This is a genomic window from Olsenella uli, from assembly GCF_016899935.1.
In the GTDB taxonomy this organism is placed as follows: domain Bacteria; phylum Actinomycetota; class Coriobacteriia; order Coriobacteriales; family Atopobiaceae; genus Thermophilibacter; species Thermophilibacter uli_B.
Window position 1 is genome coordinate 96441 of the sequence record NZ_JACJJK010000004.1, and the last position, 14945, is coordinate 111385.

Sequence of the window (14945 nt, forward strand, 5' to 3'; positions counted from 1 at the left end):
TTTGAGCCGAGAAGAACGCCGTTCTTCTCGCCCTGGCGGACAAGGGCCCGTTTTTCTAGACGCACCCGGAACAAGGTCCCGGATTCGTGGAACCCACGCAGCCCCGTCCCGCAAACGAGCAGCTTGTGAACGTTTACGCCCCTGCGGCTGGCTCCCCGCGCCCCGCGCTATACTTGCGAATCGGAGCGAATCCGTAAGGAAGAGTGAGCATGTTCAAGAGGGACGCGAAGGCCCGCCAGCAGCGCGGCGCGCTCACGGCCGACGAGGCCGAAGAGCTGTTCTCCACCGTTGACCACAGCGGCCACTCCGACGAGGAGCGCGCCCGGCGCCAGCGCGCTCGCCGCCGCGAGAAGGGCGTCTCCGTCGACGTGGACCCGCTCTCCGGCGACGACCCCTCCGGCTCCGACGTCAGCAAGGTCATCACTCGCACGGCGGTCACCTTTGTCCTGGTGTTTCTCGTCACGGTGGTGGCCGGGCAGGTCATCTTTGGCGTCGTCCGTCGCGTGAACACGGCGCACCTCGCCGACACCGCCAGCGTGCGCACCGTCGCGGACGCCCTGCGCGGCGGCGTGGAGTGGGGCGACGGCTTCACGCAGTTCCCGGCGGACTTCACCGTGCAGGAGGCCGACGAGAACACCGGCACCGTCGAGGTGAGCGTCGTGGACACCAACTCAGCCTCCGAGCTGCAGTGCTTCTCGTCCTCGCAGGTGCAGGCCACGGCGCTTGCCGTGAACGCCCTGCTCAACCCCAACATCGACACGGTGATCTACCACGTGAGCGTCCACACGGACGCAGACGGCAACATGCAGCAGTCGAGCCTCTTTGGCTTCCTCAAGCCGACCGGCGACGTCACTTCGTTCATGACCTTCGTCTGGCGCAAGACGCAGTCTGCCTCGGGAGTCAACTTCTCGTGTACGATCACCGGCATCGACGACTCGGTCCAGGCGGAGCTCCGCGACCAGGTGACCACGTCGTTTACCCCGGTAGAGGTGATGGGCGCCGAATAGGCGCGACCCGAACCGACCGCTCAGAGAACGGTTTCACTTCTGACGCTCCCCCTGTCAGCCGCGTCATGCTACCTTGTTGACGAATACGACAGAGGAGGGCCGTCAATGAGGTGCAAGAAGTGCGGGGAGGAGCTGCCGGAGCGGGCGCGCTTCTGCCTGATCTGCGGCGCGCCGGTCGAGGACGTTCCCATGCCCAAGCGCCTCGAGGAGCCGCTCGACCCGCTGGCCGCGGGCGCCGTCCCGCTGGTCCCGCTCGCGCCGCCGCCGCGCGCGTACACGCTCGAGCCCCGCGCCCGCCGCGCCGCCGCCCGGGGCGACCTCCGCTCGACGCTCCCCAGGATTCGCCAGCAGGAGCCCGTCGTGGAGGGCCCGGCCCCGGAGGCCGAGAAGGACCTGGAGCCCCGTGCCGAGGCACCGGTACGCGAGGACGCGGGCGAGAAGGACGTCGCGCCGTCGTCGACGGACGAGACCGTCGAGGCCGCCGCCGTCCCTGACGAGGGCGCGGACGCCCCCGAGCCCGCCGAACCCGCCACCGCCGCAGCCGAGAAGAACGACGAGCTCCCCGACCGCCGCGAGCCCGCCCGACCCGCCCGCGCCGCCTCCGACCTCGTCCGCGAGGCCGGCCGTCGGCTCGCCTCGGCCGGGCGCCAGCTCCGGAAGGGCGGCCGTGTCGTCGCGGACGGCTTCGAGGGGAGCCGCGTGCACCCGGCCGCGATCGCCGGCGGCGTGGTCGCGCTCGCGATCGTGGTCATGGTGGCGCTCGTGGGCCTGGGGACCAGCTGGCTCGGCCCGTTCGCGCCGCCCGACGAGGAGCCGCCCGTCGTGCAGCCGCCCTCGGACGGCAGCATCCCGCCGATCGGCGCGGAGGACGAGGAGCAGGACGCCGAGGTCGATCAGAACACTCCCGAGGGCGCGCCCGAGGCGCGCGACGCTGTGGCCGACTACTCCTGGGACGAGCTCGCTCAGATCTCCGCCCTCATCGCCGACGCCCCCACCGACGAGGAGGGGCTCAAGATTGCCGAGCAGTACAACCTCTGCGGGTCCGACGGTACGCTCGACGGCACGCAGACCAAGGACGTCGAGCTCTCCGACGGGACGAACGTCCCGTTTGCCGTCGCGGGCTTCCGGCAGGACCAGCGCGCCGACGGCGAGGGCACGGCCGGCATAACCTTCGTCGCGCGCGAGTCGCTGGGCACGGCCGCCTACAACCCCTCGGGTGAGGGCGTCTCCTGGGAGGACGCGCCGCTGCGCTCCTGGCTCAACGAGACCGTGCTCTCCGAGCTCCCCGACGAGCTCGCCGGCGCGATTGTCCCCGTGGACAAGACGACCAACGTCCCCGGCGGTGGTCAGTGCGAGACCTCCGACAGCCTGTGGCTGCTGTCCTTCTCGGAGCTGTGCGGATCGTCCGCCTCGGGCATGTCGGCCGAGGGGGACCAGTATCAGCTCTTCGCCGACCAGGGCATCGGCGCGGCCACGAGCCCGCTGCTGCAGCTCTCCGACGACTACTGGTGGCAGCGCGGCGCCTCCTCGGACGAGCGCTGGCAGCTCACGGTGACCCCCGAGGGCAACCCGCAGTACGCGCGCAACCCCAGCTACGAGTTCGACGTCATTGCAGGATTCTGCCTGTAGGCTGCCTGCTGTCTTTCTCGTCAGCGCCTTTCTTGCACCTAACGAACGGGGGACGGACGGCTCGCTGCCGCTCCGTCCCCCGCTTGCGTCGAGTCGCTAATCCCTAGGAGAGAAGCGCCGTCACGTCCCCGAGCGTGCTTTCAAAGCTCACGCCGCGCACCTGGTAGTCGGGCTGCTCGGGCGTGATCTGCATGGCGTGGCGCACGAGCTCGCTCGCAAAGCGAACGGCGGAGAGCAGGTTCTCGCCGGCGTAGACCGCCGCCACCAGGCCCGAGGCAAAGAGGTCGCCCGTGCCGTGCAGCATGTAGGGGAGCAGCTCGCCGGAGACCTCCTCGACCTCGCCCGCGCCGTCGGCCACCGCCACGTAGTTGCGGATGGTCTTCTCGCCCGCGTGGACCACGCCCTTGAGCACGACGGACTTGGCGCCCATGGCGAGGAGCGCGTCCGTCATGCGGCGCACGTATGCTTCGTCCACGTCCTGGCCCTCGTAGGCGATGCCGGTGAGGATGGAGGCCTCGGTGAGGTTGGGCGTGAGCACGTCCGCGCCGTCCACCAGGCCCTTCATGGCCTCGCACATCTCGTCGGTGTAGGTGGGGTACTTGGCTCCGCCGTCGCCCATGACCGGGTCAACAAGACGCAGCGCGCTCGGGTACTCGCGATAGAGGCGCAGGATCGCGTCGACCTGCTCGGCCGAGCCCAAAAATCCCGAGTAGACGCCGTCGAGCTCGATGCCCTCCTCGCGCCAGGCGTCGAGGTACTCGGTGAGCATGGGCGTGGTGTCGTGCATGTAGAACTTGGGGAAGCGCGTGTGGGCCGAGAAGAGCGACGTGGGGACCGGGCACACGTCGATGCCGGCGGCCGAGAGCACCGGGATCGCGATTCCGAGCGAGCACTTGCCGTAGCCGCACAGGTCGTGGACGGCCGCGACGCGCGGCAGGTAGCCGCCCTCGCGTTGGTAGAGGTGCAGATTGCTGGCGTCGTTCATGGGGTTCTCCTTTGTCCGCGGACTGATGGACCAGCGTACAAGGGCACAGCATAGACCTTCTGGGCGTTGTGTGGAGGCTCGTAACGCGCCGTTTGCCGTGGCTCAGGAAAACGCCGCGCCCGACCTGCGGCGTGTACGCCCCGTGCCAGTCCCGTGCGCGCCATCGGTCAGCGGGCGGGAAGGTCCCCCGCCTACGCTGTTCTTGTCGGCTGGCTGAGTTTAGGTATTGAAACAATATGTATTCCATACCTATACTGGGAGGGAGACATGCAAGGATACGACTGGGACCCAAACAAGGAGAGGATCAACGCCCAGAAGCACGGCATCGACTTCCTGACGGCGCTCGAGCTGTGGAGCGGGGACTACCTTGAGCTGGAGACCTATCCCGGCAACGACACCAACAGGCATCTCGTGATCGGGGACGTCGGCGGCTGGGTCTGGACGGCGGTCATAACGTATCGCGGGGACACGATACGAATCATCTCCGTGCGGCGGGCCAGGGACTACGAGAGGGAGGCACTCCATGAGTATCGAAGGGGCAGACAGGGTGACGGGGGCGACGGCGGAGGAGATTGACACCGCCTTTGACCAGGGCGAGGACATGCGACGGTACTTCGACTTCGAGCATGGCAAGCTGCGGGGCCCCGTCACGTTCAAGGAGGTGCGCACCTACCGGAAGGTGAACGTGGACTTCCCGAGCGAGGTGGTCGAGCTGCTGGACGCCTACGCGGCCCGGACGGGCGTCGCGCGCCAGGCGCTCGTTAAGACGTGGATCTGGGAGCGGCTGCGGGAGGAGCAGGAGCGCGACGTGCGCCTCGGGGTGGCGCCCGTTTCCGTGGAGGAGCGCAAGTAGAAGGTTCTTCTCGGCCGCTTTGTACCTATACTGGAAAAGCATATGCAGCGACAGAGGAGGGTCAACATGGCAGATCAGCCGCTCGTGGGAATCATCATGGGCTCCAAGTCCGACATGCCCGTCATGGAGGCGTGCACCGCGCAGCTCGACGAGCTGGGCGTCCCGTACGAGCTGGTCATCGCCAGCGCGCACCGCAACCCGGACAAGGTCCACGAGTGGGCCGGCTCCGCGGCCGAGCGCGGGCTCAAGGTGATCGTTGCCGCCGCCGGCAAGGCCGCGCATCTCGGCGGCGTGGTGGCCGCCTTCACGCCGCTGCCCATCATCGGCGTGCCCATGAAGACGTCCGACCTCGGCGGCATGGACTCGCTGCTCTCCATGGTCCAGATGCCCTCCGGCGTGCCCGTGGCCTGCGTGGCCATCAACGGGGCCAAGAACGCCGCCATCTACGCCACGCAGATCCTCGGCGCCACCATGCCGGAGTATCGCGAGAAGATCGTGGACTTCAAGCGTCAGATGGCGGAGGCCTAGGTCCCGGCGCGGCCGGGGTCGTAGCCGGAGCGAGGAGGGTCGATGGCTTCGCACTTCAAGCAGCCCGATGAGGGCGACGAGCGCCGGGGCGCCTCGCGGCGCGGCACGTCGCGGCGCGTCGGCGGCAACCCGCGCACGCGTCTCACCACGCATCGCGGCGGGGACGAGTCCTATCACGCGCCCGAGGGCAACCCCCACGCGGCCGGGACCCCCCGGAGCGACAGCGCCCACTACATCCCGGTCGTGTCCGGCACGCCGGTCGACGGCCGGCGCCGCCGCTCCCACTTTGCCGAGACCGACCCCTACGACCTCTCCGGCCGTCGCAGCCGCGACCCCAAGAAGCGCGCGGGCCGGGTCGTCTCCGTCGTGCTCTTCGTGGTGGGCATCGCGCTCATCGCCACGGCGGCGGGCATGTGGATCTACAACCAGTGGCGCTACCACGAGCAGGACGTGCTCAACGAGAAGCTGGCCACCTTCGCCGACGTCTCCGACAACGGCACCACGCCGCCGCAGGTGGACTGGGAGGGCCTCAAGGCGATCAACCCCGAGGTCGTCGGCTGGGTGCAGATTCCCGGGACCGTGGTCAACTTCCCCGTCTACCAGGCGGACGACAACGAGAAGTACCTCGACGCCGGTGCCGATGGCAGCTACGCGATCGGCGGCCAGATCTTCATGGACTGCGACAACACCGCGCCGGGCATGGTCGACGGGCAGACGCTCATCTACGGCCACCACATGCGCAACGGCACCATGTTCAAGACGGTCTCCGACATGACCAACCAGGAGATGTTCGACAGCGTCTCCACCATCTGGTACGTGACGGAGGACGCGACCTACGAGCTCGAGCCGCTGCTCGTCTACGAGACGGACGCCAACGACGAGAACGCCCGCCAGTTCACCTTTGACTCGCCGGACGCGCTGCACGCCTACCTCACCGATCTTCTCGGCAAGGCGGTCTCCAAGAGCTCCGACGCCGAGGCGCTGATCGACCAGACGAGCAACGCGCTGACGCTGTGCACCTGCAACTACACCCACGGCGACGACGGGCGCACGCTGCTCGTCTGCGTGCCCAAGCCCGCCGAGGCCGACGGCGAGAGCGAGGGCACGGGCGCCTAAAACTTGCCTAAAAGGGGTCAGACCCCTTTTAGGCGACACGAGGGGGAGGCATTGGACGAGAAGATTCACGAGGAGTGCGGCGTCTTTGGCGTGTGGGCGCCCGGGCGCGACGTCGCGCGCCTGACCTACTTTGCCCTGCGCGCGCTGCAGCACCGCGGGCAGGAGTCGGCCGGCATCGCCGTGGGCGACGGGCGCACCGTGCTCGTGCGCAAGGACCTGGGCCTGGTGACGCAGGTCTTCACCGACGCCGACCTCTCCGCCATGCCGGGCAAGGTCGCCTGCGGGCACTGCCGCTACGGGACCGCCGGCGCCAAGGGCTGGGAGTCAGCGCAGCCGCACCTCTCCACCGTGGGGGACGTGATCATCGCGCTGGCGCACAACGGCACGCTCGTCAACTTTGACGCGCTGCGCCGCGAGCTCATCGAAATGGGGATCCCCTTCCGCTCCAACACGGACTCCGAGGTCGCGGCCAAGCTCATCGGCTACTTCACCCAGCGCGCGGGGCGCCTGCGCTCCGGCATCGCGCACACGATGCGCATGCTCGAGGGCGGCTACGCGATGGTGCTCGTGCGCGAGAACGCGCTCTACGCCTTCCGCGACCCGCACGGCATCCGGCCGCTGGTGCTCGGCCGGCTCGGCGACGACGGCTGGGTCGTGGCGAGCGAGACCTGCGCGCTGGACATCTCCGGCGCCACCTTCGTGCGCGAGATCGAGCCCGGGGAGATCGTGCGCGTCTCCGACGACGGCATCCGCTCGGAGCGCGGCTGCGCGCCGGCGGCGCGGGCCAACTGCATCTTCGAGCACGTGTACTTCTCGCGCCCGGACTCGATGGTGCGCGGGTCGAGCTTCTACCTCATGCGCCACAACATGGGCCGCCGCCTCGCGCGCGAGACGCCCGTTGACGCCGACCTCGTGATCTCCGTGCCGGACTCCGGCACGCCCGCCGCCGAGGGCTTTGCCCAGGAGCTGGGGATTCCCTTCGGGACCGGCCTCATCAAGAACCGCTACGTCGCGCGCACCTTCATCCAGCCCACGCAGGAGCTGCGGCAGATGGGCGTGCGCCTCAAGCTCAACGCCCTGCCCGACGTGGTGCGCGGCAAGCGTCTCGTGATGGTGGACGACTCGGTCGTCCGCGGCACCACGAGCCGCCAGATCGTGCGCCTGCTCAAGGCCGCCGGTGCCACCGAGGTCCACGTGCGCTCCGCCTCGCCGATGGTCACGTGGCCGTGCTTCTACGGGATCGACACCGGCAGCCAGGACCAGCTCATCGCCGCCAACATGTCGCTCGATGAGATTCGCGCGCACATCGAGGCGGACTCCGTGGGCTTCCTCTCCATCGAGGGGCTTCTCTCCTGCGTGCCCGAGGACGGCTACTGCACGGCGTGCTTCACCGGCGACTACCCGGTGGAGATCCCGCGCGCGTACTGGGAGGAGCGCTTCCTGCCCGGCCGCGAGCCCAACAACCTCGAGCGGGCCTCGGACGCCTCCCGCACGCCCCTCGCGCAGGTTCCCGTAGAATGATGCCTAAAAGGGGTCAGACCCCTTTTAGGCAAGTTTCGCAGAAAGGACCGAGATGGCCGAGAACACCAAGCACGTGAGCTACGCCGACGCCGGCGTCGACACCGCCGAGGGCGCCCGCGCCGTGGACGCGATCAAGGCGGCCGTGGCCAGCACCAGCCGCCCCGAGGTCATCGGCGGGCTTGGCGGCTTCGGGTCGTGCTTCTCGGCCGCCGCGCTCAAGGGCATGGAGGACCCGATCCTGGTCTCCGGCACCGACGGCGTGGGCACCAAGCTGGCCATCGCGCAGCTGCTCGACCGCCACGACACCGTGGGCGAGGACCTCGTGGCCATGTGCGTGGACGACATCGTCCCCATGGGCGCCGAGCCGCTGTTCTTCCTGGACTACGTGGCCATCGGCAAGCTGCGCGCCGAGCACGTGGCCAAGATCGTGGGCGGCATCGCCGAGGGCTGCCGCAAGTCCGGCTGCGCGCTCGTGGGCGGCGAGATGGCCGAGCACCCCGGCGTTATGGCCGAGAATGACTATGACCTCGCCGGCTTTGTCGTGGGCGTGGTGGACCGGCCCAAGCTCCTGGGGCCGGAGCTCGTCCGTGAGGGCGACGTCATCCTCGGCCTGCCGAGCTCGGGCATCCACTCCAACGGCTACTCGCTCGTTCGCAAGGTCGCGATCGAGGGGCGCAGCGTGGAGGAGCTGGAGACGCCGCTCGACGAGCTGGGCGGCGAGTCGCTCGCCGACGCCGTGATGCGCCCGACCAAGATCTACGCGGGCCAGCTGCTCGCCGCGCTGCGCGCCGGGGCGCCCGTGCACGCGATGGCGCACATCACCGGCGGCGGCATCACCGAGAACCTGGACCGCGCCATGCCCGAGGGCCTCGACGCGCTCGTCTATCGCGGTGGCGAGAAGGGCCCCGCGTGGGACGTGCCGCCCGTCATCACCTACATGATTCGCGAGGCCGGTCTCACGCCGGAGGAGGCGTACCGCACCTTCAACATGGGCGTCGGCATGAGCGTGATCTGCGCGCCGGAGGACGCCGAGCGCGTGCGGGCGCTTCTCGCCGAGCAGGGGCTCGAGTCCTTTGTGATGGGCGAGGTCGTGGCCGGCACCGGAAAGGTGGTCTACGACGATGAGCGATAAGAACCGCGCGGCCGTCAAGCTGGGCGTTCTCATCTCCGGCAGCGGGACCAACCTGCAGGCCATCATCGACCGCATCGCCGATGGCACGCTCAATGCCTCGATTGAGCTCGTGGTAAGCTCGCGGCCGAGCGCGTTTGGCCTCAAGCGCGCGGAGGCCGCCGGGCTGCAGACGCTCACGCTCTCCAAGGAGATCTACGCGGACCCGGAGCAGGCCGATGAGATCATCGCCGCCGAGCTGGTCCGGCGTGGCGTGGACTACGTGATCATGGCGGGCTACATGCGCAAGGTGCACGACCCGATCCTGGCGGCGTTCCCCAACCGCGTGGTCAACCTGCACCCGGCGCTGCTGCCGAGCTTCCCGGGCGCCCACGCGATCGCCGACGCCTACGAGCGTGGCGTCAAGGTGACGGGCGTGACGGTGCACTTTGCCAACGCCGACTACGACGCGGGCCCGATCATCGCCCAGCGCGCGCTGCCGGTCGAGGAGGGCTGGACCGTCGAGGAGCTCGAGGAGCACATCCACGAGATCGAGCACGAGCTGTACCCCGAGGTCGTGGGGCTGCTCGCCGCCGGCCGCGTGCACGTGCGGCCCAATCTGACGGTGGCGGTCGACCCGGCCTAGGCGCGCTCGAGCGTGACGACCGACTCCACGTGCTTGGTGTGCGGGAACATGTCGACGGGCGTCGCGCGCGTCAGGCGGTAGCCGTGGGCGCGCAGGACCTCGAGGTCGCGGGCCTGTGTGACGACGTTGCAGCTGACGTAGACCACGCGCTGCGGCGCGAGCGCGGCTACGCCCGCGAGGAACTCGGGCGTGCTGCCGGCGCGCGGCGGGTCCATGATCACGACGTCAAAGTGCTGGTCGCGGCCCTCGTGCGCCATCCATGACGTGGCGTCCGCCGCGACGAAGCGGCAGCGGTCGGCGAGGCCGTTGGCCTCGGCGTTGCGCCGCGCGCACGCGACGGCGCCGCCCACCTGCTCGACGCCGGTCACCCGCAGCTCGGGATGGCGGGCCGCCGCGCAGATGCCGATCGTCCCGGTCCCGCAGTAGGCGTCCAGCGCCGTCCGCGCGTCGCCGACGCCCTCGAGCGCGAGCTCGTAGAGGACCTCGGTCTGGGCGGGGTTGGTCTGATAGAAGCTCGTGGGCCCGATCTCGAAGCGACATCCGAGCAGCTCGTCGTGCATGTGGCCGGGCCCGTGGAGGGTGCGGCAGCGTCGGCTCAGGATCGCGTTGGTGCGCCGGTCGTTGACATTGAGGACGATGCTCGTGACCTCGGGGCAGGTCGTAAGCAGCTCGTCGACCACGCGGCGCTCGTTGCGCAGCTCCGGCACGCGCGAGACCAGCGTGAGCAGCACGTCGTCCGTCTTCCAGCCGCAGCGCACGACTGCGTGGCGCAGCACGCCCGTGCCTCGGTCCTCGTCGTAGGGCGGGATGTGCAGGCGTTCGGCGACGCGGGCCACCCCGTTCAGGATGCGTCGCGCGCGCGGGTCCTCCACGAGGCACGTGTCGCATGGCACGATGCGGTGCGTTCCCGCCGCGTAGAATCCGCAGAGCACGCGCCCGCCGCGCGCATGGGCAAACGGCGTCGCCGCCTTGTAGCGGTAGCGCGTCGGCTCCCCCATACCCCGAATGGGCTCGACCTCGGCGCGGTCCTGCCGCGCCATCTCGCCGAGCAGCCGCTCCACCTGCTCCTGCTTGCGGCGCAGCTGGATGGGATAGGGCACCGCGAGCCACTCGCAGCCCCCGCAGTCCCGCGCGATCGGGCAGGTGTAGGTCTTGTATCCCATGACGCCTCCTTCGCAGCAAGCATACCCGACCGCCGCTCCAAGCAGGCCCCGGATCATGCGCGCGGGCCTCCGCCTGCTGAAAACCCTGCGCGCCGTGGCCTCTTGGGCCGCGTCGCCCCTTCGATTCACCGAGTCTGTATTTTTTCGGCGCACCTCAAAGTACAGACTCGGTTTCTGAGAAAGAACCCGCTGGTAGATGAGTTGCTCATCGAGTCTGTATTTTGCGATAGCGCGAAAAACTACAGACTCGATGAATGGGCGACTCAGAACAGCCGGCCTACGGGAGAAAGAAGGGTGTCGTAGAGCTCCATTTGCGCGCGGCGCTCCTCGAGCGAGTATTCGGGCTGGTCGATTCCAAGCCTCTTCCGGAGCATCCAGGTGAAGTTCTCGAACTTTGCGAAGGCGTTTATCTGGCCATAGGTTGCCGAGATGGTCTTGATGCCCATGGCCTCTATCGCGTTTCTTCGTGCCTGCGTGTGGTCGAGACGATATTGTCCGGTATGGAACCTGCGGCTGTCGTATTCGAGGTCGGCGCCAAACTCGGGCAGATAGAGATCGCCCTTGAGGAACCGGGAGCCGAGGAGCTCCTGTATTCTCTCGTCGATTTCAATCCTCTGGTTGGCGTGCATGACAAAGGGCCCCATCCCTCCCCGGTCTGGCGGCATCCCGTACGCCATCCCAAGGAAGACCTCCGTCGGCGACGCCAATCCGTCAATGACGTATGCGAGCGCCTCGCGGGCCCGTCGCACGCCTCGGGTTCCCGGAGGGAGGCGGTCAACGTAGGCGCGCAGGGCCTCCGCCGTGGTGAGCTGTCTCCGCTCACCGGTGTAGTCGCGCCCGTCGTCGCCTATGGAGAAGGTTGAGCAGAGATAGCACCCCACGCGCACGGTTTCGAGGAGGGGCTCGGATGCGGCCGCCTGTGCGTAGGTGAGCTCGGGCGAGGCTATCGTGTTATCCCCCGAGAGATGGCAGAGGGACCCCTCCGGCAGAGGGCGGCTCACCACGTGGGCAACCGCGCCGTCCATCCTGTGCCCCAGCCGACGGTCGGGAACGAGCAGGTGAAGAGGCCGTCGCTCGTCCGGGCCGAACGGCAGCGACTCCTCCCGCGCCTCCCGAAGCCCGGCGGTCGCGCGCACGATGGCCGCGCTGCTGGCGGGCTCCGGCAGAGCCTCGTCCCCCGTCTTGGTGAGCCAGTACCGCAGCGCCGACTCGTACCCGATGCACATCCCCATGAGGCACCTCCCCGCTCGAAGAGCCCCCCATCATACGGATCGGACCTTGCACGAATCTCCCAAGGCCACGCTCACCCGCCCCATCCCGCCGTTCGGCGCCGCCTCGACGAATTCTCCATTTGCAAAGAGACCAATGTGATATCACAATGACCTCAGCCGAGGCGGGCCACCCCGGGATCGCACGGCACCAGGAAAGGATCAACCATGACCGTAGAGAAGCAGGCTCGCGCCGCGTCCGGCTGGCCCATGCTCTTCGTCACCCTCGCCGCGTACGCCGCCTCCATCTGGGGCATGATCCAGGGCATCGTCATCCTGGCCACGGCCGAGGACGCCGGCGTCCCCGCGCCCGTCACGGGCCCGGCGCTGCTCGTCAGCGGCATCGTGCTGCTCATCGCAGCCATTATCGTCACCTGCGGCTTCTTCTCGCTGCAGCCGGGCCAGGCCCGCGTGCTCGTGCTCTTTGGCAACTACGTCGGCACCGTCCGCGAGTCCGGCTTCTACTGGGTCAACCCCTTCTACTCCCACAGCCTGGGCTCGGACGGCACCGGAGCCTCCATCGACGTCAGCCTGGAGGAGGGCGCCCCGTCCGTGAAGGCGGCCGCGGCCGCCAAGGCGCTCTCCACCAAGGTCTCCCTGCGCGCCCGCACCCTCAACGGCGACCGCCTCAAGGTCAACGACAAGATGGGCAACCCCATCGAGATCGCGACCGTCGTGGTCTGGCACGTGGCCGACACCGCCAAGGCCCTCTTCGACGTGGACCACTATCCCAGCTACGTGGCCATGCAGACGGAGACGGCCCTGCGCCACGTGGCGAGCGTCTACGCCTACGACCACATGGAGGACGACGATGCCTCCAACCAGTCCATCACGCTGCGCTCCAACATCGAGGAGGTCTCCCAGTCCCTGCGTGACGAGCTCGACCGTCGCCTCGCCCCGGCCGGCGTCTCCGTGGACGACGCCCGCCTCACCCACCTCGCCTACGCGCCGGAGATCGCCCAGGCGATGCTGCGCCGCCAGCAGGCCGAGGCCATCATCGCCGCGCGCAAGAAGATCGTGGAGGGCGCGGTCTCCATGGTGGACATGGCGCTCAAGGAGCTCTCCGACGGCGGCGTGGTGGAGTTCGACGAGGACCGCAAGGCCGTGATGGCCTCCAACCTGATGGTCGTGCTCTGCGGCGAGTCCGAGGCCCAGCCCGTCCTCAACACCGGCTCCCTCTATCAGTAAGCGGGCGAGAAGAACGTGGCCGCGCGCAAGCAATACCCGCTCCGCATAGACCCCGAGGTCTGGGCCGCAGTGGAGCGCTGGGCTGCGGACGACATGCGCAGCGCCAACGGCCAGGTGGAGTGGATCCTGCGCGACGCCCTGCGCCGCGCAGGCCGCCTGCCCAAGAAGGGCGGCCCGGCCGAGAAGAACGACAAGCGGTGAGACAGGGGACGGGTGAGACAAACGAGCCCGTCCCCTTGTCTCAAACGGCGAAGTTGCGTACAGCCGAGAAGCGCGATGCGGGCGTGACTTGTGTTGGTCGCGCGGCTTCCTGCGGAAACCTTGGTTTTGAAGGCGGAAAAACCAAGGTTATCTAATAACCTTGGTTTTCTGCTACGGTAGAGCAAGGTTACGAGGAGGTGCCATGGGAGCATACGAGACCGCATACTGGCTCACGGATACGTGGGGGATGAGCCGTCGAGAGCCCCGAAGCGGCGCGTACCACCCCTACCGTCCCGACCTGATCGGCGGGTTCGCCCCGTCCTTCTCGGCCGCCGCCGTTGCGTCCATCTCCCGCGCGGAGTCGGCGATTCGTGCCCTCAACGAGACGTCCTCGCATCTGACGGATACCGAGCCGCTCGCCCGGCTGATCATGCGCGCGGAGGCGCTGGCCTCGTCTCGCATCGAGGGGCTCGAGATGCCCGCGGGAAGGCTCCTTGAGTTTGAGGCGCTCGACGAACTCGGCGTGCCCCATCGTGTCGACGGCGCCGAGGCGGCAGTTATCGGCAACATAGCGGCGATGCAGCGGGGAGTCGAGCGCGCGGCGTCGTCATCGAAGCTCACGGTCGACTTGCTGTGCGACATCAACGCTGCCCTCCTCGAGGGCACCGGGGCGGCCGGATACGCCGGCGTTCTGAGGACCGAGCAGAACTGGGTTGGCGGCAACCGGGTCAACCCGCTGGGGGCGGCGTATGTTCCTCCGCGCCCGGAGCTCGTTCCGGGTCTCGTGGACGACCTGGTTTTGTTCTGCAACTCCTCGGAGCTTCCTTCCGTTGCGGTGGCGGCGATTGCTCATGCACAGTTTGAGACGATTCACCCCTTTGCGGACGGGAACGGTCGCACCGGACGGGCCCTGGTCCACATCATTCTCCGTCGGACGGGGCTGGCTCCCCGCGTGGTCCCCCCGGTGTCCCTGGTGCTGGCCACTGACCGCGAGCGCTACATCGACAACCTTGCCGCATATCGGGCGGACTCTGCCGCAGACGAGGCCAGCGCCGACGAGGCGGCAAGCGACTGGGTCGAATACTTCTCCAACGCGTGCGTCGTCGCCTGCGAGCGTGCCGCCTTCTTCGAGGCGTCCGTCGGGCGCATCCAGGACCGCTGGAGGGAGCGCGTTCGTCCCCGAGGGAACTCTGCGGCCGATCTGCTGCTGAGTGCTCTTCCCAGCTCCCCGGTCATAAGCATCGAGTCCGGGGCGCGCCTCACGGGAAGAAGCCGTGAGGCTGTCAGGCAGGCGGTGGCGACCTTGGTGGATGCCGGCGTGCTCTACCAGAGCGCCAAGAACCGCAAGAGCAACATTTATGCAGCCCGAGACATACTTGACGCATTTACGGCCTACGAGCGGGCACTTGCCGTTCCCGGGGGAGACACTGCGGTCGAGAAGAGCGCGCGGCACGTGCCCCAACGCCCCGCGCATCGGAGATAGGCGCCTCGCCGGCGAGGTTATGCGCAGCGCCGGAGGTTATGCGCGGCGCGGCGAGGGGGCGTTCTTCTCGCCGTGCGGTCTAGCTGCGGATATAGAAGACTGACCTGTGCGCACAACCTCTGCTGGTGCGCATAACCTACGCCAGTGCGCATAACCGAGAAGAACGGCGTGCCCGAGACTTGTGTTGGTCACGTTAAATCTGGTCGCACGTGGGACAAAATCGGAATCGTTTTCCGGTGGGCCCTCCCG

General features: G+C 68.4%; 15 protein-coding genes. 12 read left to right on the forward strand and 3 right to left on the reverse strand.

The features are described from left to right. Nucleotides 1-209 precede the first annotated feature (209 nt). Nucleotides 210-1007 carry a hypothetical protein gene (locus H6A07_RS04775; protein WP_204813783.1) on the forward strand — a complete coding sequence of 266 codons (798 nt, stop codon included), beginning with the start codon at nt 210-212 and terminating at the stop codon, nt 1005-1007. A 105-nt stretch (nt 1008-1112) separates the two neighbouring features. Beyond that, nucleotides 1113-2636: a DUF6273 domain-containing protein gene (locus H6A07_RS04780; RefSeq protein WP_204813784.1), complete on the forward strand. Its 1524-nt coding sequence runs from the start codon at nt 1113-1115 to the stop codon at nt 2634-2636. Between the two features lie 103 nt (nt 2637-2739). Here the strand turns inward: H6A07_RS04780 and H6A07_RS04785 are convergent, their stop codons facing one another. Further along, complete coding sequence (locus tag H6A07_RS04785) at nt 2740-3621, reverse strand: pyridoxamine kinase (RefSeq protein ID WP_204813785.1); 882 nt, start codon at nt 3619-3621, stop codon at nt 2740-2742. A 267-nt stretch (nt 3622-3888) separates the two neighbouring features. Here H6A07_RS04785 and H6A07_RS04790 point away from each other — a divergent pair, with 267 nt between their 5' ends. From H6A07_RS04790 to purN, 7 genes are all read left to right on the forward strand, one after another. Further along, nucleotides 3889-4197: a BrnT family toxin gene (locus H6A07_RS04790; RefSeq protein WP_204813787.1), complete on the forward strand. Its 309-nt coding sequence runs from the start codon at nt 3889-3891 to the stop codon at nt 4195-4197. Continuing rightward, nucleotides 4145-4474, forward strand: coding sequence for a type II toxin-antitoxin system BrnA family antitoxin (brnA, locus tag H6A07_RS04795; protein WP_204813788.1), 330 nt, complete (start codon nt 4145-4147; stop codon nt 4472-4474). Before H6A07_RS04790 ends, brnA begins: the two co-directional genes overlap by 53 nt. Nucleotides 4475-4540: 66 nt before the next feature. Continuing rightward, complete coding sequence (gene purE / locus H6A07_RS04800) at nt 4541-5002, forward strand: 5-(carboxyamino)imidazole ribonucleotide mutase (protein ID WP_204813789.1); 462 nt, start codon at nt 4541-4543, stop codon at nt 5000-5002. A gap of 42 nt (nt 5003-5044) precedes the next feature. After that, nucleotides 5045-6118: a class B sortase gene (locus H6A07_RS04805; RefSeq protein WP_204813790.1), complete on the forward strand. Its 1074-nt coding sequence runs from the start codon at nt 5045-5047 to the stop codon at nt 6116-6118. Between the two features lie 51 nt (nt 6119-6169). Then, the gene (purF, locus tag H6A07_RS04810) at nt 6170-7639 is read left to right on the forward strand and encodes an amidophosphoribosyltransferase (protein ID WP_239471072.1); all 1470 of its coding nucleotides are present in this window, start codon (nt 6170-6172) and stop codon (nt 7637-7639) included. 52 nt (nt 7640-7691) lie between these two features. Further along, entirely contained in the window at nt 7692-8771 is a 1080-nt protein-coding gene (gene purM, locus H6A07_RS04815; RefSeq protein WP_204813792.1) for a phosphoribosylformylglycinamidine cyclo-ligase, read from the forward strand. After that, nucleotides 8761-9393 (forward strand): phosphoribosylglycinamide formyltransferase, encoded by a 633-nt coding sequence (purN, locus tag H6A07_RS04820; RefSeq protein ID WP_204813793.1) that lies wholly within the window; start codon nt 8761-8763, stop codon nt 9391-9393. The genes purM and purN overlap by 11 nt, the downstream gene beginning before the upstream one ends. On the opposite strand, the gene rlmD is transcribed toward purN, so the two are convergent. Continuing rightward, nucleotides 9390-10556, reverse strand: a complete 1167-nt coding sequence (gene rlmD / locus H6A07_RS04825; protein ID WP_204813795.1) for a 23S rRNA (uracil(1939)-C(5))-methyltransferase RlmD — start codon at nt 10554-10556, stop codon at nt 9390-9392. The genes purN and rlmD overlap by 4 nt on opposite strands. Nucleotides 10557-10819: 263 nt before the next feature. Beyond that, nucleotides 10820-11788 (reverse strand): hypothetical protein, encoded by a 969-nt coding sequence (locus tag H6A07_RS04830; RefSeq protein ID WP_204813796.1) that lies wholly within the window; start codon nt 11786-11788, stop codon nt 10820-10822. A 204-nt stretch (nt 11789-11992) separates the two neighbouring features. On the opposite strand from H6A07_RS04830, the gene H6A07_RS04835 reads away from it, so the two are divergent. The 3 genes from H6A07_RS04835 (at nt 11993) to H6A07_RS04845 (ending at nt 14696) form a co-directional block, all read left to right on the forward strand. After that, nucleotides 11993-13012: an SPFH domain-containing protein gene (locus tag H6A07_RS04835; RefSeq protein ID WP_204813797.1), complete on the forward strand. Its 1020-nt coding sequence runs from the start codon at nt 11993-11995 to the stop codon at nt 13010-13012. Between the two features lie 15 nt (nt 13013-13027). Continuing rightward, nucleotides 13028-13213 carry an Arc family DNA binding domain-containing protein gene (locus tag H6A07_RS04840; RefSeq protein WP_204813798.1) on the forward strand — a complete coding sequence of 62 codons (186 nt, stop codon included), beginning with the start codon at nt 13028-13030 and terminating at the stop codon, nt 13211-13213. Between the two features lie 202 nt (nt 13214-13415). Continuing rightward, nucleotides 13416-14696 carry a Fic family protein gene (locus H6A07_RS04845; protein ID WP_204813799.1) on the forward strand — a complete coding sequence of 427 codons (1281 nt, stop codon included), beginning with the start codon at nt 13416-13418 and terminating at the stop codon, nt 14694-14696. The last annotated feature ends 249 nt before the right edge of the window (nt 14697-14945 follow it).